This window comes from Desulfurobacterium sp. (assembly GCF_027028515.1).
Classification (GTDB): Bacteria; Aquificota; Aquificia; order Desulfurobacteriales; family Desulfurobacteriaceae; genus Desulfurobacterium_A.
In genome coordinates this window covers 15,699-38,238 of sequence record NZ_JALVIW010000089.1, presented here as the reverse complement: position 1 = coordinate 38,238, position 22,540 = coordinate 15,699, and the positions used below count along the sequence as shown (strand labels likewise).

Below are 22,540 nucleotides of genomic sequence, written 5' to 3'. Positions count from 1 at the left end.
TGATTTCAAACCTGAAATGGATTTTTTAAAGAAAAATATTCAGCAAGATTGCGCTAAACATTCCTAAAACTTGCAAAATTGTTATAAAATTTCTAATTTAAAGGCAAAGATGAAATATTTCGCTAAGGAGGAGGAAAAAAGATGAGAAGAGTTATGTCTATCCTGTTAGCAGTTGCTCTTGTTGCCCCATCAGGCGCACTGGCAGCATCAATGAAATCCGGAGGAAGAGCAAAAAATACGGGGAACAGTGCTAGGAGCAATATGAGTGAAAGTATGATGTCTGAACACGGCACATCATCAGCTTCTTTCTGGAAAATAAACACAGAAACCAGAGAGAAAATGGAAGCAAAAAAAACATCAATGAATGCCGTAAAGAGAAAAGTTGAATCTCTCAGAAGGATGAGACCTTCTTTTAAGACAGCTTTAACGGCAATGGAAAAAGTTGACCAGGCAATAAAATTGCTTGAGGAAGGAAAAGCAGAAAAGGCAAAACAAGTTTTAATGGAAGCAGAGAAGTACGTTGAAACATACATGAAAGAAAATAGGGGAATGGGTTTTGTTCCTCTCAACCAACAGATAGCTGTTGTAGAATTCAGGGGAGATGTAAAAACTGTTGATAAAATTAAAAGAAAGGCAGAGGAACTATTGAAGGAAGGAAGAATTCAAGATGCAAAAGCTCTGCTCAACACCCTGTCTGACGAGATAGATGTTATAAATGTTTATCTTCCTCTATCCATGTATAGAAAGGTTGTGAAAGATGCAATTAAAGAGATAGATAAAGGTAAAAAAGAAGAAGCTATAAGAATGTTAATGGCCATAAGAGACAGTATAGCCATACAAAAAATTGTAATTCCAGTACCAATGGTGAAAGCAGAAGCCTTAATTGAAAAGGCTAAAGTGGTGAGCAAGAAAAACAGAAAACTTGCTGTGGCTTATCTGAAGGAAGCACAGAAAGAACTGGAACTTGCAAAAGCTCTGGGCTATGCTTACGACTTCGAAAAAACTTATAGTGAACTGGATAAAGAGTTGAAGCAACTTGAGACGGCAATAGAAGGAAAGAAAGAAACAGGTTCTCTATTTGGTTCAATACTTCAAAAGTTAAAACTGCTGAAGAAGAAGGCCACAAAAGAAATACTTTCCAGAACAGAATAAGTTTTAGCTGGCTCTACCTGAAGGTAGAGCCAGCTAAACAAAAAGCACTGTTGGAATTTAGAAAAATCAGATATCCGGTGAAGGAAGCCTTTCTCTTTACGTATCAGGTGCAGACGCGACCTTAAAAAAGACCCTAAAAAAGGAAAAAAAAATATTAGCCTGTTAAAAGCGTAAAAGCTTCTCACAGATGGCGGCAATCTTAAACAGACTTGGAACAGTTATGTGGTGACATTAATTTTGTGAGGCCTCATTATGCTTTAGGTTATATGGCTCCCGCTGAGACGTCTGAGGATTATATTAGAAAATGCGGGTGTTCTCTATGTATTGAACTCGTACAAACAGTTGACATTGTAGATACCTGAGCTTATATTATTCCACGCTAACCGTGGGCCGCTAGCTCAGTTGGTAGAGCAACGGACTTTTAATCCGTAGGTCCCAGGTTCGAGTCCTGGGCGGCTCACCATTTTAAGCGTCCCCATCGTCTAGCCCGGCCTAGGACACCGGCCTTTCACGCCGGCGACGGGGGTTCGAATCCCCCTGGGGACGCCAAATTTGTTATATAATAGCCGAATCTGTTTTGTAGATTCGGGGCCGTAGCTCAGCTGGGAGAGCGTCAGGCTGGCAGTCTGAAAGTCGTGGGTTCGAATCCCACCGGCTCCACCAACGAATAAGGGCCTGTAGCTCAGTTGGTTAGAGCATCCGGCTCATAACCGGACGGTCGGAGGTTCGAGTCCTCCCAGGCCCACCATCTATATACTTCTTTAATATCCATCGCATATCACGTATAAATCGTCCATAAGATTGTATAATCTTTTAATTAGTCTTATATTCTATATGCCGGGAGAGGTAGGCTGGAGAGCCGCTTCCTTTAAAGGAAGAGGAAAGTCCGGGCTCCATAGGGCAGGGAGCTGGCGTTGAGCCAGGCAGGGGAAACGCTGCGGACAGGGCCACAGAAAATAAACCGCCCCGATTTTCGGGGTAAGGGTGAAAAGGTGGTGTAAGAGACCACCGCCTCTTTCCGCGAGGAGAGAGGGCACGGTAACCCCCTCCCGGAGCAAGGCTGAATAGGTCGGCGTTTGAGGGTTGCCCGCCCGATGCCGACGGGTAAGCCGCTTAGATAAATGGCTCTCTAAAACAGAACCCGGCTTACGGGCCTGCCTACTCCCATCTCTTCCCGCTTTTAATGTCAACCTTTAAGGGAACGTCAAGGTTGGCAATATTTTCCATTATCTCTTTTACTCTGTTTTCTATTTTTTTTGCCCTGGTTTCGGGTGCTTCCATTATTATTTCATCGTGAATCTGAAGAGTTAGAAAGCTATCTTTATTTTTAAACTCTTTAAACAGTGCTATCATTGCCATCTTCATTATATCGGCTGCTGTTCCTTGAATGACTGCGTTGAAGGCTGCCCTTTCACCAAACTGCTTTATGTTTTTGTTTTTCGCTTTAAGTTCCGGAACAGGTCTTTTTCTGCCAAATAGCGTTCTGACATACCCCTTTTCGTAAGCTTCCGATAGTGTTTTCTCTATAAACTCTTTTACCGTTGGGAATTTTGCAAAGTAACTGTCGATGTAGTTTTTCGCTTCGTTAAATCCTATTCCAAGTCGCTGGGATAGTCCTTGAGGACTCATTCCGTATATGATTCCAAAGTTCACCATCTTTGCCACTTTTCTCATTTCAGGTGATACATTTTCAGGTTCAGTTCCAAAGAGTATGGAGGCAGTTTCAGTGTGGATGTCTCTATCTTTTTTGTAGGCTTCAACTAACCTTTCGTCGCCTGAAAGGTGAGCTAAGACTCTGAGCTCTATCTGTGAGTAGTCTGCCCAGATCAGTTTATATCCTTCTGGTGCGATTACTGCGTTTCTTATCTGTCTGGATATCTCGTCAGAAACTGGCAGATTTTGTAGATTTGGCTCGGCACTTGATAATCTTCCCGTTGCTGTTCCTGTTTGTATGAAGTTTGTGTGAACTCTGCCTTCTTCGTCCATGTGTTTTGTTATGCCGTCTATGAATGTGCCTAACAGTTTTGAATATTTTCTGTATTCAAGTATAAGTTCAGCGATTTCATAGCCGTTTAATGCAAGTGTTGTGAGGACTTCAACATCTGTGGAGTATCCCGTCCGTGTCTTTTTCACAGGTTTTATTTTAAGTTTCTCAAAGAGTATTTTTGCAAGCTGCTTCGGTGAATTCAGATTGAAACTTTCGCCGGCTATTGAAAAAATTTCTTCTTTTAAACGTTGCATTTTCGATAAAAAGTTGCTTTTTAAGGTTGCCATGTGTTTTCTATCAAATAAAACACCCCGTTTTTCCATATAGTAGAGAACTTCTATAAGGGGATGTTCTATCTTTTCGTATAAAGTTAGAAGGTTTTCTCTTTTAAGGTTTTCTATTACCTTTTTTCCGACGTCTATTATATGGTGAGAATATCTTTCAACAGGTTCTATATCTAAAGTTTCGAGATATTTTTTTAGTATTGTTTCTGGTGAATAGTCTTTTTGAATAGAATTAAGAAGATATTCACCTATAGATATATCAAAAAACTGTTTATGTTTTCCGGTTGTTCCTGTAAGATGATAAAGCTCTTTTAGGTTAAACGTGTATATTTTTCCACTCCTTTTGCATATTTCTTTAAAAGTTTCTCTATCTATCTGGCTGAAGTGTCTGTCAACAGAGGCGAAAAGATTTTCATTGACTACTATTGCACACTCTTTCTTTGAGAAGAGGTCATCTGATTCAAGGAAATTTAAAAAACTTTTTTTATCCGTTTCTTGTGTTTTTTCTATATTTTTTCCCTGAAACTGGATGTTGGGGAAGAATTCTTTTATCTCTTTTATCAGGGATTTCATCTCAAGTTTTTTAAAGAGTTTAAATAGGCATTCGACGTCAGGATCTTTTAGTTTTAGGTTTCCGGGTTCAACGTCTATCGGGACGTTTTTATCTATCGTAGCAAGTTTCTTGCTCATAAATGCCTGATCTCTATAGTCTTCAAGGGCTTTTTTTCTTTTAGGTGGAAGTTTGTCAAGGTTTTCGTACAGCTTTTCAAGAGAACCGAATTCTTTTATCAATTTCGTTGCGGTCTTTTCGCCAATTCCCGGGACACCCGGTATATTGTCACTTGTATCGCCGGCAAGGCCAAAAATATCGGGAATTTGTCCCGGTTCATACCCGAACTTTTCTCTGAAAGTTTCAAGTGTGTATAAAGTTTCTGTTTTTTTCTGTGGTGATATTGAAAGTACGTGAACGTTTTCTTCAATCAACTGCCTGATGTCTTTATCGGGAGAGATAATTATTACTTCGTATCCTTCTTCTGCAAGTTTTTTTCCTATTGTTCCAAGAATATCGTCAGCTTCGTATCCTTCCTTTTCAATCACCGGTACACCGAAGCATTCAAGGAACTTTTTTATGTATGGAAGTTGTACTTTGAAGTCGCCAGGAGTGGGTTTTCTGTTGGCCTTGTAGTCTGCTGATATTTTTTCTCTGAATGTTTTTCTGCTTACATCAAATGCTACCGCAGCGTATTCCGGCTTTATCTCTTTGAATAGTTTAAGGAACATTCTTGCAAAGCCGTAGATTGCATTTGTTGGAAATCCGTAAGATGTTGTTAGCCCTTTTATTGCATAGAACGCTCTGTATGCAAAGCTTGTTCCGTCAAATAGATAAACTCTCTTTTCAGACATTTTTTACTCCAGACTGCCCGGACTATTTCTTTTTGAATTCTCTGCTGACTAACTCCTCAGCTTTTTTTTTAAACTTTTCAGCTTCTTCAAACTGCTTTTTTCCCTCCAATACCTCCGCTATGGCAAAGTATATGTCAGCTGCTTCCATATATCTTCCCTCTTTCTCAAGTGCCATAGCATAAAGTTCCTGTGCTTTTAAATCTTCAGGATATCTTGCAAGATACGGGACCACGATCTCCTTTAAAAGGGCTGTGTCTCCCTTTTCAAGGGCTTTCGTGAGAACATCATACATATCTTCAGCTTCTTTTGAAACTGCTTTGCCTTTAAATGCTTTTAGTCCGGTAATCACAATGGCTATTGCTGCTGCAAGGATTAGAGCTATAAAGTATATGGGAGTTTTCTTTTCTTTTGTTACGACTGTTTTTGGTTTTTTCGCTTTTGATACCATTGGTTGTGAATTAACCGTGGGTTTTGTAGATATCCGGGGTTTAATCATTTTCTTTTCAGGTTCAGGAATTTTCTCTATCTTTTCTCTTTTTGTGGGTTTGATTTCGGTTTCAAAGTGAAGATATCCGATGGATTTTTCCTTTTCTGCTGCTTTTTTATAACCTTTTACCAAGAATGCTCTAACAGAGTATGTGTTGTTGTCCTCATAGAGAAAGGCTTCTTTTTTAATTTCGTCGGGTAACCCTTTGAAAAAGTTAATCGCCTTCTCTTTGTTATTGGTTTTGTAGAGAAGAACGGAATATGTTGCATTTTCTGAATTTGAAACTTTTGCCGGTTGTTTTTCTGTTTTATTTTGTGTTGCATTTGCCGGATTTTTAAATATGTTCTTGTTATGTTTTTTGGGGAAAATACTTGTTTGCAGGGTTTTATCATCCACTTTTGCAATAAAGGCTCCCTTAAATATCTTTCTTATTTTATTCTTGATAAGAAATTCTTTTGCTTCATCGTAGGTATTAAATAAGCCTACCCTTACCTTGTAATATCCATCGACTATATCTATCCTTGCATCGGGATACTTTTCTGTTTGTTTTAGGGTTTTATATGCTGCATCTATGTTTTTTCTTGCGCACAGTTGAATAGAGTAGAAAATCCTGGCAAAAGCTGATGCAGGAAAAATAAGTAATGTTATGATAATTAACCAGAATCTTTTCACTTACTCTTCCCCCTTCGTTTCCTTTTTAAGAGTTTTTACTTCTACTTCAAGAGAGTGTATGATGTCTAACATCTGCCTTAGAGATTCCATAACAGGGTCGGGTAACTGCCCATGTTCAAGATCAACACGGGTTGTACGTATTCCATCTCTCTTAACTATTTTACCAGGAATACCAACAACTGTTGAGTTCGGTGGGACATCTCTTACTACAACGGAATTGGCGCCTATTTTACAATTATCACCTATCTTTATCGGGCCAAGTATCTTTGCTCCGGCACCTATTACAACGTTATTGCCTATTGTTGGATGTCTTTTCCCTTTATGAGTACTTGTTCCGCCGAGGGTTACCTGATGGTATATCGTTACATCGTTACCTATCTCGGTTGTTTCACCTATTACCACGCCCATACCGTGGTCTATGAAAAATCGTCTTCCTATCTTTGCACCCGGGTGAATCTCTATGCCTGTAAGCCACCTTGAGAAGTGGGATACCATTCTTGCAAGTAACTTGAGTTTCTTTTCCCAGAGGAAGTGTGCTATCCTGTGTAGCCATATTGCGTGGAGTCCGGGATAACAGGTTATAACTTCAATAACGCTCCTGGCGGCGGGGTCTCTTTCGAAAACAACAGCGATGTCTTCTCGGATTCTTTTAAGCATTTCAGGTCTACCTCTTTGCCACATAAAGGAAGGTCAGAGGAAGATTATATACGATAAATCTATGCGGCGCAAAAGAGACGGCAGGAATAATGTGGAAAGAGAGGGGAAGCCCCCTCTCTATGGGAAAGGTTACTTTGTAATCTTTTCGAGATTGATGTAGTTGAGCTTTCCACCTTTTGCTCTGAAGGCTTTGAGCTTCTTGAGTAAAGCTTTCTCTTTGGCAAACTCTGCTTTGAGAACATCGTCTGGCTTGGGGTTGTCTTTGCAGGCCGGATCGTGAGGTGTAATGTGACATGTGAGGCAGTTTGGATACTTCTCGGCAATAGCCTTTCCGTGAGGATATTCGCCGTGGCAATCCTGGCATCTTGGAATGAAGCCGTGCTTGTTGTGGTGACAAGCAACGCAGGCGACTTCTCTGTGTTTTGTCTGAGATGTTTCGAGATTGTGTGCAACATAGCTGTGGCATGTAGCACACTGGGAATTCGGTATATTTTTACCGTATGTGATGTTGACAGGGTAGTGTGGATTGTGGTGACATGCAAAGCAGTCGTTATTTGTCTGCTCAGGACTGTGTGGAAGGTGACATTCAAGACACTGAGGAATGTAGCCATGAGTGCTGTGGTGGCATGCTGCACAACCAATCTGTGTGTGCTTGGTTGGTTTTTCCTGCATAAGGTCATAGATAGGACCGTGGCAAACCTTACAGTTCTTTGCAACAAAGTTTTCAGGCTGCCCTGTTCCAGGGTATTTCTTTCCGCCAACATAACCTGTGAAAGGTGTTGTAACAAGCATTGGCTTCTTGATAGCGTGTGGATCTGTGTGACACTTCATGCAATCCGGGAGAGAAGGCCCGTGGTAGAGACCGTGGCATCTTGTACATTTGGGCATTTCTTCTTCCCAGCCCTTCACGCCTTTCTTGGGGCTCCACTCGTGGAATCTCTCGTGGCAGATAGTACAGTTGAACCGGTGCCTTCCACCCTCCTTCTGCATTGCTTTGTAGATGCTGTAGTGACAGGCGCCACAATCGGCTGGCTTGAGCGGCTTAACCGGTTTAGTAAATAAAGCCTTTTCTTCCGGACCTATCTTCGGAAGATTTCCTCCATTTGTAAGGGAGGGTGGGCAGTTTGTAAGGGTTACACCGTAAGCCGTTGTAGCACCCATCAGCGCAGAGCAGAGGATGAGTGCCTTTAATTTCCCTCTCATTATTAACAACCCTCCTGCTTTGGGATTTTCAACTTTACATCTAATAATAACAGAGAGACTATGCACTGTCAACAATATTCCAAATCTCTTCAAAATCTTTTGTTAAAAATTTCTTACCATTATGAAATTCCGTATTTGGATAATCTATACCTGAATTCTCTGAATGTAAGTCCCAGGAGGGAAGCTGCCTCCTTTTTCTTTCCTCCTGTTTTTTTTAGAGCTTTTAACAGATATTCTTTTTCTAAGTTTTCAAGTATTTCTCTTAAATTGACACCTTCATCCGGAATTACAATTTCTCTGTGCGGTTTTGTCTCTTCATTGCTCAGAGGTAAAGAAAGAATGTCTCTGTCTGATAGTATCACAGCTTTTTCTACAATATTTCTTAGTTCTCTCACATTCCCTTTTAAGGGAAGCGACATGACGTAATTTATAAACTCTTTTGAGATGGTTCTAAATTTTTTTCCGTATTTTTTTGACAGTTTTTTTGCAAAATATTCTATAAGCAATGGGATATCTTCTTTTCGTTCCCTAAGAGGTGGGAGGTTAATAGTGATAGTTGATAGTCTATAAAATAGGTCTTCTCTAAATAGGCCTTCATTTATTTTCTCTTCTAAATTGCGGTTTGTAGCAGCTATTACTCTTACATTGACGCTTATTTCTTCTATCCCGCCTATTGGTCTTATTGTTTTCTCTTCTAAAAACCTTAATAATTTTGCTTGAAGAGCAAGAGGCATATCGCCTATTTCGTCTAAAAATAGAGTTCCACCATCTGCTTCTTCTATAAGGCCTTTTTTATTTCTTGTTGCACCGGTAAAAGCTCCTTTCTTATACCCAAAGAGTTCACTTTCGAGAAGTTCAGATGGTAATGATGCGCAGTTAATTGCGATAAACGGTGCGGCCTTTCTATTGCTTAAGTTGTGTATGGTTCTTGCTACAACTTCTTTACCCGTTCCGCTTTCGCCTGTGATGAGGACGTTTGCATCATAGGGGGCTATTTTCTTTACAAATTCTTTTATTTTTTTTATTTTTGGCGATTCACCTATGAAATCTTTGTAAGTATCTTCATATTCTTCTACTTTTTTTTCAAGTTCTATTTTCTTTTTAACATTTCTGAATATTAGTCTTAATTCAGAAACATCAAAAGGTTTTGATACGTAATCGAAGGCTCCCAGTCTTATTGCTTCTTTCGCTGTTTCTGATGATGCAAATGCTGTGATTATTATTACTTCTGTTTTCATGCGTTTTTCTCTGAGCTTTCGCAGAATTTCCATACCGGAACCATCGGGAAGTCTCAGGTCAAGGAGAATGAGATCGAAATTTCCTTCCTGGAGTTTTGACAGTCCTTCCTGAACGCTACCTGCTTTTTCTATATCAAAATCAAAATCTTCAAGCATCATGCCAAGGATGTCTCTTATACTTTTTTCATCATCGATTATAAGTGCTCTCATTTTCTCCCTCTACAGGAATTTCAAAGCAAAATACGCAGCCTCCATGAATGGAGGAGGTGACTGTAAGTCTTCCACCCAACTCAATGGCGACTCTTTTGGCTATTGCCAGTCCCAATCCTGTACCCTCTTTCTTTTTTGTGAAAAATGGTTCAAATATTTTTTCTTTCTCTTCGTCCTTTATTCCGGGTCCATCGTCTTCTATGCAGATTTTGAGAAGTCCTTTCTCGTATGACACAGAAATTATTACAGTTTTTTTTGACCACTCAAATGCATTTTTAATCACATTTGAGATGGCAGAGTAGAAAGATTTGTATGGTATTTTGATAGTTATTTTGCTTTCGGGAAGTATCAATTTGCATTTTTTTTCAGGATATACATATCTAACTGCTTCAACAACCTGTTTAATAAGTTCTTTTATATCTACTTCTGTTTGATGAACATCAAGAGGTCTTGAAAGCATCAAAAAGTCATTTATAACTGATGAAAGTCGTTCTGTTTCCCTTTTTAAAACCTCTAACAGGTTTTTGTTTACCTGTTCCGTTTCAAACATTAGATCCACAGCTGCCTTTATTGAGGCGAGAGGATTCTTTATTTCGTGAGCAAGATCTGCGCTTATGCGGTAGAGCCTTTTGAATACTTCATTTTTTTTCTTTTCTTCCTCTAATTCTGCTATGTATCTCATTTGATTTGTCATCTTCTTTGCAAATGTTTTTCCAGCTATATATATAGCAAAAAAGGCAACACCGTTGAGAAAAAGTTTTATCGTTAGATCCTGAAGGGTGTACATTTTGGTGGTGTACAGTGTTATTCCGTAGATTACGAGCGAAATTACAGGAAACAGTTCCGTTATTGGAGATTCAAGGAAAAAAGCAGAAAAGAATATGGGAAACAGATAGAGTATAGCTGTGTAGTCCCAGTAGAGAATGTTGCTCTTTATAAGTGCAGATATGAACATTATGTCGAGTAGAAAGTCATAGGGGTTTTCCCTTCGATAAAAGAGCGAAAGCAGAGACACGGTTGAGTATAGGAAGATAACGCCGAGGGAATAAACGTTGTAAATGATAATTCCCTCTCTCAAAAGAGAGAGGGAGATTAAAATTAGAAACAGTGATGATGAAAATATAAACCGCGAAACCTTATAGTAGAGAAAAAAATCCTTCCAAAAAGCTATCTTTTCAGAGTTTTTCTTCAAGACTCTGCTCATAGAGGGTTTGCGCTTCCACTAAGGGTATGTTTATAACTTCTCTGCTCTTATGCATTATTCTTCCATTTTCGCCGCCGGTTTTTCCTATTATTTTAGCCGGGATGGCTTTCTTTTCAAAGAATTTAAGTGCCTTTTCGGCGTTTTCCGGGGAAACAGATATGATTATACGACTCTGTTCCTCACCAAAAAGAAGGAAGTCAGTTCTTATATCATCTTCTATATTTACTTCAAATCCAATACCGTTTCCAAAGGCAGATTCAAATAGAGCCACTGCTATCCCACCTTCGGATATATCGTGAGCACTTTTTATGAAGCCTTTGGATATTGCTTCTACAATGCTTTTCTGGAGGTTCTTTTCGAAAGTTAGGTCTATAGCCTGTCCCGTTCCTTTAAATTCGCCTTCTACAAGTTTTTGGTATTCGCTTCCGGAGATGTTACCGCTGTTTTCGCCTAACAGGATAATGACATCACCTTCGTCTTTAAAGTCCTTTGTTGTTCTGTTTTCAATGTTTTCAAGTACACCTACACAGACCACGGTAGGTGTCGGGAATATGGCTCTCTTTCTGTCACCAACAACGGTTTCGTTGTAAAAACTCACATTACCGCTAATAACGGGCGTTTCAAGGATCTTACAGGCATCAGCCATTCCATCGGTGCACTTTACAAACTGCCACATTATTTCCGGGTCCTCCGGACTTCCAAAGTTGAGGCAGTCTGTTATTGCTTTTGGTACTGCTCCGCTGCAGGCTACGTTCCTTGCCGCTTCAGCTACAGCAATCTTTCCACCTTCGTACGGATTAAGGTAACAGTAGCGGGAGTTGCAGTCAGAGCTTATAGCTATTCCTTTTTCTGTTCCTTTTAATCTTAAAACCGCAGCGTCAGATCCTGGATATACAGTGGTGTTAATCTGAACCATGTGGTCGTACTGCTGGTATATCCAGCGTTTGCTTGCTATTGTTGGAGAAGAGAGAAGTTTCTTTGTAATTTCGTTGTAGTCTCTTGGTTCTTCTATCTCTTCAGGATTGTATTTCATATTTTCTTTTATGTATGAAGGCATTTTAAAAGGTCTATAATATACAGGTGCTTCCTCTGTCAGTATGTCTATTGGAAGTTCGGCAACTTTTTCGCCGTGCCACAATAGCTTGATAACAGGTTTTTCTATGATTTCACCTATTACGCAAGCGTCAAGACCCCATTTCTTGAACACGTTCATAATCTTCTCTTCTTTTCCTTTCTCGCATACGACTAACATTCTTTCCTGCGATTCAGAAAGCATTATTTCGTAGGGAGTCATTCCCTCTTCTCTTGTTGGAACCTTATCAAGATCAAGCTTTATTCCGACGTTCCCCCTTGAGGCCATTTCTACAGATGATGATGTTAGACCTGCAGCTCCCATGTCCTGGATGGCTACTATTCCGTCTGTTTCCATGGCTTCAAGGCATGCCTCTATAAGCAGTTTTTCAACAAATGGGTCGCCAACTTGGACATTTACCTTCTTTTCAACTTCTTCTTCTGAGGAGAATTCTTCTGAAGCCATTGTCGCACCGTGTATTCCGTCTCTTCCTGTTTTAGAACCTACGTAGATTACAGGGTTACCAATTCCTGCAGCTCTTGCGTAGAATATCTTTTTCTTTTCAACAAGGCCTAGGGCAAAAGCGTTTACAAGAGGGTTTGTCTGATAACAGCTATCAAAGTAGGCTTCACCGCCTACGGTTGGCACACCGACGCAGTTTCCGTAGTGACTTATTCCGGAGACAACACCTTTAACGATGTATTTCATTTTAGAGTCGTTAAGTTCACCAAACCTGAGAGAGTCCATGCAAGCTATAGGTCTTGCACCCATTGTGAAAACGTCTCTTAAAATACCTCCTACGCCGGTGGCTGCTCCGTTGAACGGTTCTATGAATGATGGGTGGTTGTGTGATTCCACTTTGAACGCCGCACATATTTCTTTTTCTTCATCAACCATGATTATTCCTGCATTTTCTCCAGGTCCCTGAACAACCCATGGTGCTTTTGTTGGAAACTTTGATAGATGGATTCTTGAGGATTTGTACGAACAGTGTTCAGACCACATGGCAGAGAATATTCCAAGTTCAACAAGGTTAGGTTCTCTTCCCAAAAGATCAACTATTTTTTTGTACTCTTCCATTGTTACATGGCTTTCTATAGTTTTTCTGTCCATGTTGTGGCTCCTTCAATAGTTTCTTGGTCCAAAAAGTGCTGTTCCAATTCTAACAATTGTTGCCCCTTCTTCTATTGCAACTTCAAAATCATGGGACATGCCCATTGATAGATGGGGGAATTTGGTTTCGAAAGTTTTTTCCATAAACTCTTTTATTTCTCTCAATTTACGGAAATATGGTCTTACTTCTTCAGGATTTTCAAGGTATGGTGGAACTACCATAAATCCTGAGAGTTTCAGGTGTTCTTTTTCAAAGATGTTTTCTATTAGTTGTGGTACTTCCTCTTCTTTGCATCCGTGCTTTGTTTCTTCGGGGGAGAGTTTAACTTCTATAAGAATTTCCTGGATTTTATGTTCTTTTGCAGCTCTTTTTTCAAGTTCTTCTATCAAAGATATTGAATCGACTGAGTGAATGAGTTTAAACATTTTAACTGCGTACTTTGCTTTGTTTTTTTGAAGGTGTCCTATAAGATGCCATTCTATTGGAAGGTCTGAGAGAGCGGGAATTTTGTTCCTTGCTTCTTGTACACGATTTTCACCAAAAATCTTTACACCGGCTTCGAATGCTTCTCTGATTTCATCAGGGGTTCTTGTCTTTGAGGCGGCAAGCAACGTTATCTCTTCGGGTTTTCTACCTGCTCTTTCGGCAGCTTTTGCCATTCTTTCTTTTATGATGGATATCCTCTCTTTAATTTCCATTTTCTACCCTCTCATAGACTTCGTTTGCAAAAAACCAGAGATCTTCGCTCAGTTCCGATTCTGTTCTGTCCATAAACTGTTCCGGTGGAGCGTCGCAGATACCGTTTCTGTAATCTGTTACGCCAACAGCCACAAATCCTTTCTTCGCGAAATTTCCGTTCCCATTAAATCTCAGTATGTTGAGCTGAACAAATTTTATGTTTGAAGAGGATTCAAATACTTCCTTTGCTAACTTTTGCCAGAAAACCTCGTTTCCTTTTTTAAGGATAAGACGTGTCTTTCTGTCCTTTATTTCGGAACCGTCCAAGTCATAAAATAGATATCTGAGATCCACAAAAATGCCCCTTTTCCCGTTTTCAAGAGAGACCGAGCGAACATCTTTTTCCGTGAGAGGCAAAACTTTTGGGAAGTATCCCAGCCTTTCTGTAATAGCACTGGATACACGTGCACTGTTAAATGTATCTATTACCATGTTAAGTTTGTTGAGCAATGTTGATATGGAGAAGTAAGAATTTTGGGAAGAATGAATGGGAACGAGATTTCCGGCAATGCCGTTGACCAAAAAGAGGTTGTCTTTTAGTTTTATGCAGAAGGTTCCTTTTTTAATAAAAGCTATTTCTCTTCCCGTCTCGGGGGATATTAGAGAGGCGTTTTTCATGAGAATACCTGCCGGGAATTGGCCGCTGAGCAGGGTTGTAAAGTCTGTTGAAAAGGAAACAGGTCCTTTTTCTGTTTGAACTACTGCAACATCACCTTTAAGAGTTACAACGGGATACACTTTTCCGGCTTTGAGGACTGTTTTACCGGTTCTTGACAGTCCATTTTTTTCTTTGTTGATAAGAATAAATTTCCCTTTTATTTCTTCAGTAAAAAGGACATCAGGTAGGTTTTCCTCTAATTTTGTAAAATCGCTGTCAGTCCATCCATTTTGGCTTCTTATCCAGTTTTTGTAATAGTTGAAAACGGGGATTCGTGAATTTTTGTCTATAGTTTCTACAATTTCTCCCTCTGGTTTTGTTCTTACGGATAGAGAGTCTATCATCACCGTTGCAGTATCAGCTACTGCCGTTGTATTGAATAGACCAAATATAATGGTCGCTAAAGCAATATTTTTAATTAACCTCATTTCTCTTTCCTTACAAACATAATGGCTTCAGCTTCAGCTATTTTTGTTCCGTCTAACTTTTCCATGACAGCGCAGGTCTCTTTTATTCTCTTTCTATCTTTCTTTATCCATGCTTTTACTTTTACCTCTTCACCTGCCAGCAGTGGGTTGTGGAACCTGACAGTTATTCTTCCGGTAAGGAATCTTTCTTCTTTACTTTGCAGATAGGCCATTGCTTCGTCTAATATAAGAGAGATAATGCCTCCATGGATAATGTTATCGTATCCCTGATAAATTTTGTCTAAACTGAATGTACTTTCAACTCTGTTTGAATACCTGTTGAATTTTAGGTGCATTCCTTTAGGATTTTCTTCACCGCAGACAAAACAGAAGTTATCTCTCTTGGGAAGGTTGAGCTCGTCTTTCATGATTGCCTCGGAGTTTGAAAGATGTTTACAGAGAGATTATATCAGTTATCAGGGCAGAATTATCCTTTTTTAACCACTTTTATCGTTGGTTTGCCGTCGCACAGCACCTCTTCTTCTATGCCCTCTTTTCCTTTTTTAAACTCTTCTTTGGCTATCTTGAAACTTTTGATTAACTTTATGAGCCTGTCACCTTTAAATGCAAGAACGGCAATAATTGCAATCAGTATCCATTCAAGCACAGTATCCTCCAACTTTTCATTAACGTCGTGGTATGCTAATATACATTATACTTGAATTTGTTTTTTAGAAAAAAGGAGTTGCCCCTTTACAAACAGTACTCTCTTTGATAAATTTTACTTTGCCTTTGCCACCGGTGAAACAGAATAGGAGGTTTTTGATGGCTGTAGATAAAGATGTAAAGCAAGAAATTATAAAGAAGTACGGTTTCCATGAGAAGGATACCGGTTCACCAGAAGTGCAGATAGCTCTTCTTACTGAAAGGATTAAAATTCTAACGGAGCATTTTAAAGAGCATAAGCACGATAACAACAACAAGAGAGCCCTTTACAAGTTGGTAGGAAGAAGGAAAAGACTTCTGAAGTATTTGAAAGAGAAAGACTTTAACAGGTATAAGAATATCGTTCTGAAGCTTGGTTTAAGAAAGTAATCCAGGGGGCTTCAAAGCCCCCTTTTCTTTTTTCAGCCATCAAAATTCCTTTATCGAACGTTTCCGGTTTAGTGATATACTATACATGTGTTTTACAAATAAGAAAAATAACCGTTTATATGGATAGATTGTGATAAAGGTATTTTAAGGAGGAAACAGATGTCAATAACAGAAGTTTCAGGTGAAATTGGAGGGAGACCTCTTGTTTTTCAAACAGGAAAGGTGGCCAAACAGGCAGATGGGAGTGTTCTTGTTTCTCAGGGTGATACAGTTGTTCTTGTCACAGCGGTAATGTCTGATGAGCCAAGGGAAGATATAGATTTCTTTCCACTGCTTGTTGAGTATAGGGAGAGAGCTTACGCTGCCGGGAAAATTCCTGGTGGATTCATCAAAAGAGAGGGGAAACCTTCTGATGAAGAGGTTCTGAAGTCAAGGGTTATAGATCGATCAATCCGTCCAATCTTTCCAAAAGGTTTCAGAAATGATGTTCAGGTAATAGCCTTTGTCATTTCTGCTGACCAGGAAAACGATCCTGCAATTCTTGCGATAAATGGCGCTTCAGCAGCACTTCACATTTCAAGAATTCCCTTTGAAAAACCAGTTGCCGGCGTTAGGGTATGCCGTATAGATGGTAAGCTTGTGATTAATCCCTCTTACGAGGAGAGACACCGGGCCGATATTAACCTTATTGTTTCCGGAACGAAAGATGCTGTTGTTATGGTTGAAGGTGGTGCAAATGAGGTTCCAGAGGAAGAAGTCCTTGATGCTATCCTTTTTGCCCATGAAGAGATTAAGAAGATAATAAAGCTTCAGGAAGAGCTTAGAAGTCTTGTGGGTAAAGAAAAGTATGAATTTACTGTTCCGTCTCTTGATGAAGAGACCAAAGATAAGATAGAAAAGTGGGTAATTGAAAGGATAGAGCCTGTAATAACCATTCCTGACAAGCACGAAAGGCGAATGAAACTTCGTGCTCTAAGGGAAGAGATGTTTGTTGAGCTTAATATTCCTGAAGAGCTCGCAAAACTTGCAAAAGAGGCCTTTGCTGAAGCCGAGAAAAAGTTTGTTAGACAGCTTGTTCTTGAGAAAGGTGTAAGGATCGATGGAAGAAAGCCAGATGAGATAAGGCCTATTTCCATAGAGGTGGGAACGCTTCCAAGGGCTCACGGTTCTGCCCTATTTACGAGAGGACAGACACAGGCTCTTGTTACTACAACGTTGGGAACACCGGAGGAGTATCAGTTCGTTGAGGGTTTGATGCCAGGTGAAGAGAAGAGATTTATGCTTCACTACAACTTCCCGCCTTTCTGTGTTGGTGAGATTTCTCCTATGAGAGGACCTGGAAGGAGAGAGATAGGACATGGTGCCCTTGCAGAAAGAGCCCTTGCTCCTGTTATTCCTGACGAATCTGAATTCCCTTATGTTATAAGAGTTGTTTCAGATATTCTTGAATCAAACGGCTCATCCTCAATGGCAACTGTTTGTGGTGGAAGTCTTTCACTTATGGATGCAGGTGTTCCTATAAAGGCTCAGGTTGCCGGTATTGCCATGGGACTGATTATTGAAGGTGATAAATTTGTTGTTCTCTCTGATATTTTGGGTGATGAGGATCATCTTGGTGATATGGACTTTAAGGTTGCAGGTACGAGGAAGGGTGTTACTGCAATTCAGATGGATTTGAAGGTAACAGGTATAAATAGGGATATTCTTGCAACGGCTTTAAAGCAGGCAAGGGATGGAAGAATGTTTATCCTTGACAAGATGGATGCTGTGATAAGCAAACCGCGCAAGGAAATTTCACCTTATGCACCAAGGATTGTTACAACTCATATTGATCCTGATAAGACAAGAGATCTTATAGGTCCTGGCGGAAAGACAATTAAGATGATTCTTGATAAGGCTGGCGTTAAGATAGATATAAAAGAAGACGGGACAGTTCTCGTTTCAGCACCTTCTGAAGAAGCGGCAATGCAGGCTATAAAAATGATACAGGATGTTACAAGAGATATAGCTGTTGGTAATACTTACCTTGGAAAAGTTACAAGAGTTGAAAATTATGGTGCCTTCGTGGAAATGATTCCTGGTAAAGTTGGACTTGTTCACATATCTAAACTTCCTCCTGAACTTAAAGAGGACATTTTCAAAAAGATAAAGGTCGGTGATCTTCTTCCTGTTAAGGTTGTTGATGTTGATCAGATGGGAAGACCGAAACTCAGCAGGATAGATGTTAACGAGGAAGAGGAAAGGGAATTGAAGAAGAGCGGAGGTTTCTACTCTGCACCGGAGGTTGATGAAGAGTGAGTAAGTTAAGCTGGGGTGCCGGCTGGGTATATGTAAAAGGGACAAGAATAGCTTTTGACGATAGATTTTTGGATGTTGCCGTTAAACTTCATGATATATTTGGTGGTAAGATAAATAGGGAGGAAAAACACTTTGTTCTTTCCCTTCCTGCCTTTCCTTCCGTTGATGAAGTTGACATTGAGTTTGTTAAGGGTGCATTTGAAGCTGGTGGTGTGTGGGGAAACAAGAGTGTATTTATTCCTCTAATTTCTTCCTTTGAGGAGGAAATGGAAAATGTTCTGTCACCGTTTTTTCCGGTAAAGACAAAAGAAGGCTTTTTCTTAAACGGTGATGGAGCCACGCTTTTTCTGCACGCCATTTATGATGAGTCATCCGGAGAGCGTTCCAACTACCACTTTGAAAAGTTTCTTTCTTTTCTCTTCGGTTCTCAGTGGAAGAGAAAGTACATAGAGGTTGCTGTTGAGGACGGAGGCATTCCGCCGTTTAAAAAGAGGGTTTCTGATAGTGGATGGGATCTTCACCTTGTCGAGTTGATAAAGAAAGAAAGAAATGTCTATTTCTTTGATACAAAGATAAAGGTTAAGCCGCCTGCGGGGTATTATCTTGACCTTGTACCACGTTCCAGCATATTTAAAAGTGGTTTTATGCTGGCAAACTCTGTTGGTATTATAGATATGACCTACAGGGGAACAATTAAGGTTCCTCTTGTTAAGGTTAATTCTGAAGCACCAGAGCCGGAGCTTCCCTGGAGGGCGGTACAGCTTATACCGAGACGTTACTATCCCCTTGAGATGCGGCAGGTTACATCTCTTGACGAGACGTTAAGAGGGGAGGGAGGATTTGGAAGCACGGGAAGGTAACAGGTGATACCACTAAAAGATCTAAATAAAAGTAAAACAGTTCCTGTAGTCACTACTTTTCTGGTGGTAGCCTGCTTTGTTGTGTTTTTCTATGAATTGGCTGCCGGAAAATATGTTATTTATCTCATTCACGCTTTTGGGGTTATTCCTTATGAGATAACTCACGGTGTTGATATTCCACCACCAGATCCTTTTACACCCTATGGTAATTTGATAACGCATCAGTACCTCCATGGTAGTTTCTTTCACATTTTGGGAAACATGCTTTTTCTGTGGATTTTTGGTGATAATGTTGAGGATTACTTTGGGAAAATACCCTTTTTTCTTTTCTATACTTTCTGCGGTATAGTTGCCGCTCTTATACAGGTTTTTGCCTATCCCGATTCGGTGGCACCATTGATTGGTGCATCTGGGGCAATAAGTGGTGTATTGGGGGCATATTTTATCCTTTATCCGGATGCAAAGATTGTTACACTTGTTTTTCTTGGCTTTTTCATAGATGTTATTATTGTTCCGGCATATGTCTGGATAATTTTTTGGTTTATTATGCAACTTTTAAGCCTTCTTTTTACCTCTTCGGCTGGTGGTGCAGGTGTTGCATGGTTTGCCCATATAGGCGGATTTTTAACAGGACTTTTTATCGCCAAGTGGCTGATTTCGCAAAAAGGAAAACCTGCTAAGGTAACTTAGATTTATTACTTTCTTTGTTATGGAGGGTAATTCAATCTTTATAGAAAAGAAAATAGAAAAAATTAGGAAGCTGGTTGCTCTATCATTAGCTTTGATTATTGCTCCGTGGCTTTGCAGGTTTTCCTGATATAGCATATAGCGGTTATATTTCTTGAAAAATAAAAATTATTAATCTACTAAAGCTATATGATATTGTGATGCTCTAATTTATATGAAATGAAATATAGTTATAAATGTTTATGGTTACAGGTCAAATTCTAATATTCCAGAACCGATACTTGTTAAAAGTATTGATATTTTAAGGGATGGGAACATATACATTTTTACCTTAAGAAAGGTTTTAAGTCAAGAACAGTGAAAAGATTACTGCTTATACGCTTAAGCATTCCCAGGAAGAACTTTTTGGTAAAGTAAAAGAATTTTTAGATTTTATAATTTTATATTTTATAAACCTTCTGTTTGAGAAGGTTAACTCTTTCCCTTTTGAGCTTTCCGGCAGTCAACGTTAGAGGGGTATGTTTGCTATTGCTCTTGTTCTAAATCCTCGCCTCGTTATTCTTGACGAACCGACAACCGCACTTGACGTTCTTGCCCAGAAAAAGGTTTTGGGATTTGGTTGAATCACTTCTTTCCGATTTTAGAGAGAGGGACAGGTGGTTGAAGGTTAACGGGTAGAAGTTTGTTTTGTAAGCAAATTTTGGGATAAATTATCAGTTATAAATTTTTTTGGAGACGGTTATGGAGAAGTTTAACGTTGTTTTTATGGGAACACCCGATTTTGCTGTTCCTTCCCTTAAAGGGTTACTTGATAGTGATATGTTCAACGTTTCTCTGGTCGTTACTCAACCAGATAAACCGGCTGGAAGGGGGAGGAGGTTAAAGGCACCACCTGTCAAGGTTATTGCAGAAAGTCATGGAATTCCGGTTGTTCAGCCTTTGAAAGTTAAGAGAAATGAAGAATTGATGGATCGTTTAAAAGCAATCTCGCCGGATTTTATAGTCGTTGCCGCTTACGGAAAGATTCTTCCTTCAGAACTTCTTGAGATACCGAAAATTGCACCTGTGAACGTTCACGCTTCCCTGCTTCCAAGGTATAGAGGTGCTTCTCCTATTCAGTCTGCTCTCTTAAATGGTGATGCGAAAACAGGCGTAACTATTATGAAGATAACAGAAAAACTTGATTCAGGTGATATCTACATTCAGGAAGAGACTTCCATTTCTCTTGACGATACTGCCCAGACGCTCCACGACAGGCTTGCAGAAATTGGTGGCAGGTTGCTTGTTAAGGCTCTTCCTCTCATTGCTTCTGGTAAGTTAAAACCGGTACCGCAAGATGATAGTAAGGCTACCTACTGCACTCCGATTAAAAAGGAAGATGGCCGAATTGACTGGCGGGATGATGTTGAGAATATATTTAATAAAGTAAGGGCTTTTACGCCGTGGCCTTCTGCTTTTACACACTTTAAAGAGAAACTTCTTAAGATTACGAAAGCCTTACCTGTTGAAGGTCATGGTGAACCTGGTGTTGTGATGGATGTTGATAGAGAAGGGTTTTATGTGGGGACCGGTAAAGGTGTTTTAAAGGTTTTAAAGGTGAAGCCTGAAGGAAAGAGAGAGATGAATGCCGGTGACTTTGTCAGAGGTTACAGGTTGAAAACGGGAGATCGTTTGGGGGAGGAGAGATGATTAATACTCACAAAAAGATTAACAGGCATCTGTGTGGTGAACCCATAAAAGTTGCTGAAAACATGGCAGAGGTTGTTCTTGAAGTTACTGAAGAGATGGCGGCAGACGAGAAGGGCCTTGTCCACGGTGGTTTTATTTTTGGTCTTGCCGATTATGCTGCGATGCTTGCCGTTAACCACCCCAATGTTGTTTTAGGTGCTGCCTCTGTTAGATTTTTGAAGCCTGTTAAAGTTGGGGACAGATTAAGGGCCGTTGCCTCTGTTGTTGAATCAAGGGGCAAAAAGTATAAGGTGATAGTTAAAGTTAAGAAAGGGGAGGATGTCGTTTTTGATGGAGAGTTTGTGGCAATAGTGCCTGAAAAGCACGTTCTGGAAATGTAAATGAAGGTAACTGAAGAGATTTTTAAAAAGGCGGAGAAGGAAGGGAGTGCCAGAGAGTTCCTTTTTGCCCTTTTGAAAGAGATGAAAGGTGGGAATCTCTCCAGAAGGGATTTTAAGACGTTAAACCATGAAGAGATAATTTTAAGAATTGTCAAAGAGAACAACCTTGAGCCCTACTTTTCCCTTTCAGGAAGCAAAAACATCTATAATGCTTTAAGGAAGGCTTTTCGTTCTTACTTTAGAGCAAAGGTTGAGAAGGAGTGGACGCATAAGATAGAAAATTGGCGTAAAGAGCTTGAAGTCCTCCTTTCTAAAGCCATTGCTGATTACCTTGTTGAAGCAGGTTCTGTTTCCAGAGTCAGGCAGCTTGTAACATTGGGATGGATTGTTCTACCCTATGCTGTAAAAGCTTATAGAGGTGGAAGACCTTTTGATTCTTTCAAAGATTTTCTTAAAGAACATTATTTGAGGGAGCGGTTTAACAGCTATAGAAATCTTGGTTTTCTTACTTTCCGTTATCACATTTTAGAGGAGATTTTGCAGACTTTCTTTTCCGGCTTCTTAGAGCTTTCTATTTACGGTCTCTTTGTTCAGATAGAAGGAGTTGTGTGGGAAATATTTGTTAAGAATAATCCATTAGAGTTAGATATAGAGTCTCTAATAAGAAAGAGAAACAGAAAGTTTATAACGATACAATATGCTTTAAAGCTTATAACAGAAAACCTTACGGGCGATGGAAGGGTTCCACAAGTATTTGACTGGGTTAAGTTTGTTGATTTTGAAGATGACGGAAGGTTGAACCGGAACGCTGTTATGCATGGAATTTCTGTAAAATTTGGTTCTAAAGAGAATTTTCTCAGGCTTTTTCTCCTCTTTGATTTTCTTGTATATATAGGTTCTTGCCTTCAGAATGGTTGTTGCACAAAATAAGTGCAGTTTGTTTCTCTAAATGTCTAAAAACGAGTCATCTTTTCCAAACATCTAAGGTACAGATAATCTCCTGCTTATCTTTTGTTCCCTCTGCTTTCTGGCATAGAGATTGCT

General features: G+C 39.7%; 19 protein-coding genes, 4 tRNA genes and 1 other RNA gene. 13 read left to right on the top strand and 11 right to left on the bottom strand.

Going from position 1 to position 22,540, the window contains the following annotated elements; genetic code table 11:
• Window positions 1-141: 141 nt before the first annotated feature.
• From MV676_RS07625 to rnpB, 6 genes are all read left to right on the top strand, one after another.
• The gene (locus MV676_RS07625) at window positions 142-1,152 is read left to right on the top strand and encodes a YfdX family protein (protein WP_297446448.1); all 1,011 of its coding nucleotides are present in this window, start codon (window positions 142-144) and stop codon (window positions 1,150-1,152) included.
• Between the two features lie 387 nt (window positions 1,153-1,539).
• Window positions 1,540-1,615, top strand: a tRNA-Lys gene (locus MV676_RS07620).
• An 8-nt stretch (window positions 1,616-1,623) separates the two neighbouring features.
• A tRNA-Glu gene (locus tag MV676_RS07615) sits at window positions 1,624-1,701 on the top strand.
• A gap of 38 nt (window positions 1,702-1,739) precedes the next feature.
• Window positions 1,740-1,815 (top strand) — tRNA-Ala (locus MV676_RS07610).
• Window positions 1,816-1,823: 8 nt separating this feature from the next.
• Window positions 1,824-1,900 (top strand) — tRNA-Ile (locus MV676_RS07605).
• Window positions 1,901-1,995: 95 nt separating this feature from the next.
• Window positions 1,996-2,317, top strand: an RNA gene (gene rnpB, locus MV676_RS07600) — RNase P RNA component class A.
• On the opposite strand, the gene polA is transcribed toward rnpB, so the two are convergent.
• From polA to MV676_RS07545, 11 genes are all read right to left on the bottom strand, one after another.
• Entirely contained in the window at window positions 2,311-4,827 is a 2,517-nt protein-coding gene (gene polA, locus MV676_RS07595; protein ID WP_297446446.1) for a DNA polymerase I, read from the bottom strand. The two genes, rnpB and polA, sit on opposite strands and share 7 nt — an antisense overlap.
• Window positions 4,828-4,849: 22 nt before the next feature.
• Window positions 4,850-5,986 carry an SPOR domain-containing protein gene (locus MV676_RS07590; RefSeq protein WP_297446443.1) on the bottom strand — a complete coding sequence of 379 codons (1,137 nt, stop codon included), beginning with the start codon at window positions 5,984-5,986 and terminating at the stop codon, window positions 4,850-4,852.
• The gene (gene cysE / locus MV676_RS07585) at window positions 5,987-6,643 is read right to left on the bottom strand and encodes a serine O-acetyltransferase (protein ID WP_297446440.1); all 657 of its coding nucleotides are present in this window, start codon (window positions 6,641-6,643) and stop codon (window positions 5,987-5,989) included.
• 129 nt (window positions 6,644-6,772) lie between these two features.
• On the bottom strand, window positions 6,773-7,846 hold the full coding sequence (locus MV676_RS07580; protein ID WP_297446438.1) for a hypothetical protein: 1,074 nt from the start codon (window positions 7,844-7,846) through the stop codon (window positions 6,773-6,775).
• A 119-nt stretch (window positions 7,847-7,965) separates the two neighbouring features.
• Entirely contained in the window at window positions 7,966-9,294 is a 1,329-nt protein-coding gene (locus tag MV676_RS07575) for a sigma-54 dependent transcriptional regulator (RefSeq protein WP_297446437.1), read from the bottom strand.
• Window positions 9,272-10,498: a HAMP domain-containing sensor histidine kinase gene (locus MV676_RS07570; RefSeq protein WP_297446435.1), complete on the bottom strand. Its 1,227-nt coding sequence runs from the start codon at window positions 10,496-10,498 to the stop codon at window positions 9,272-9,274. Before MV676_RS07570 ends, MV676_RS07575 begins: the two co-directional genes overlap by 23 nt.
• On the bottom strand, window positions 10,470-12,683 hold the full coding sequence (gene purL / locus MV676_RS07565; protein ID WP_297446434.1) for a phosphoribosylformylglycinamidine synthase subunit PurL: 2,214 nt from the start codon (window positions 12,681-12,683) through the stop codon (window positions 10,470-10,472). Before purL ends, MV676_RS07570 begins: the two co-directional genes overlap by 29 nt.
• 12 nt (window positions 12,684-12,695) lie before the next feature.
• On the bottom strand, window positions 12,696-13,382 hold the full coding sequence (locus MV676_RS07560) for a YggS family pyridoxal phosphate-dependent enzyme (RefSeq protein WP_022847101.1): 687 nt from the start codon (window positions 13,380-13,382) through the stop codon (window positions 12,696-12,698).
• Window positions 13,372-14,508 carry a hypothetical protein gene (locus MV676_RS07555; RefSeq protein WP_297446431.1) on the bottom strand — a complete coding sequence of 379 codons (1,137 nt, stop codon included), beginning with the start codon at window positions 14,506-14,508 and terminating at the stop codon, window positions 13,372-13,374. The genes MV676_RS07560 and MV676_RS07555 overlap by 11 nt, the downstream gene beginning before the upstream one ends.
• The gene (locus tag MV676_RS07550; RefSeq protein ID WP_297446429.1) at window positions 14,505-14,915 is read right to left on the bottom strand and encodes a hotdog fold domain-containing protein; all 411 of its coding nucleotides are present in this window, start codon (window positions 14,913-14,915) and stop codon (window positions 14,505-14,507) included. The genes MV676_RS07555 and MV676_RS07550 overlap by 4 nt, the downstream gene beginning before the upstream one ends.
• Before the next feature lie 59 nt (window positions 14,916-14,974).
• Window positions 14,975-15,154, bottom strand: coding sequence for a hypothetical protein (locus MV676_RS07545; protein ID WP_022847098.1), 180 nt, complete (start codon window positions 15,152-15,154; stop codon window positions 14,975-14,977).
• Between the two features lie 158 nt (window positions 15,155-15,312).
• Between MV676_RS07545 and rpsO the strand changes: the two genes are divergently transcribed.
• The 7 genes from rpsO (at window position 15,313) to MV676_RS07510 (ending at window position 22,426) form a co-directional block, all read left to right on the top strand.
• Complete coding sequence (gene rpsO, locus MV676_RS07540; protein WP_022847097.1) at window positions 15,313-15,582, top strand: 30S ribosomal protein S15; 270 nt, start codon at window positions 15,313-15,315, stop codon at window positions 15,580-15,582.
• Window positions 15,583-15,741: 159 nt separating this feature from the next.
• Entirely contained in the window at window positions 15,742-17,880 is a 2,139-nt protein-coding gene (locus MV676_RS07535; protein WP_297446413.1) for a polyribonucleotide nucleotidyltransferase, read from the top strand.
• The gene (locus MV676_RS07530; RefSeq protein WP_297446411.1) at window positions 17,877-18,740 is read left to right on the top strand and encodes a dUTP pyrophosphatase; all 864 of its coding nucleotides are present in this window, start codon (window positions 17,877-17,879) and stop codon (window positions 18,738-18,740) included. The genes MV676_RS07535 and MV676_RS07530 overlap by 4 nt, the downstream gene beginning before the upstream one ends.
• A gap of 3 nt (window positions 18,741-18,743) precedes the next feature.
• Window positions 18,744-19,430: a rhomboid family intramembrane serine protease gene (locus tag MV676_RS07525; protein ID WP_297446409.1), complete on the top strand. Its 687-nt coding sequence runs from the start codon at window positions 18,744-18,746 to the stop codon at window positions 19,428-19,430.
• 738 nt (window positions 19,431-20,168) lie between these two features.
• The gene (fmt, locus tag MV676_RS07520; protein ID WP_297446407.1) at window positions 20,169-21,116 is read left to right on the top strand and encodes a methionyl-tRNA formyltransferase; all 948 of its coding nucleotides are present in this window, start codon (window positions 20,169-20,171) and stop codon (window positions 21,114-21,116) included.
• Window positions 21,113-21,496, top strand: a complete 384-nt coding sequence (locus tag MV676_RS07515) for a hotdog domain-containing protein (RefSeq protein ID WP_297446404.1) — start codon at window positions 21,113-21,115, stop codon at window positions 21,494-21,496. Before fmt ends, MV676_RS07515 begins: the two co-directional genes overlap by 4 nt.
• Window positions 21,497-22,426, top strand: a complete 930-nt coding sequence (locus MV676_RS07510) for a hypothetical protein (RefSeq protein WP_297446401.1) — start codon at window positions 21,497-21,499, stop codon at window positions 22,424-22,426.
• Window positions 22,427-22,540 lie beyond the last annotated feature (114 nt).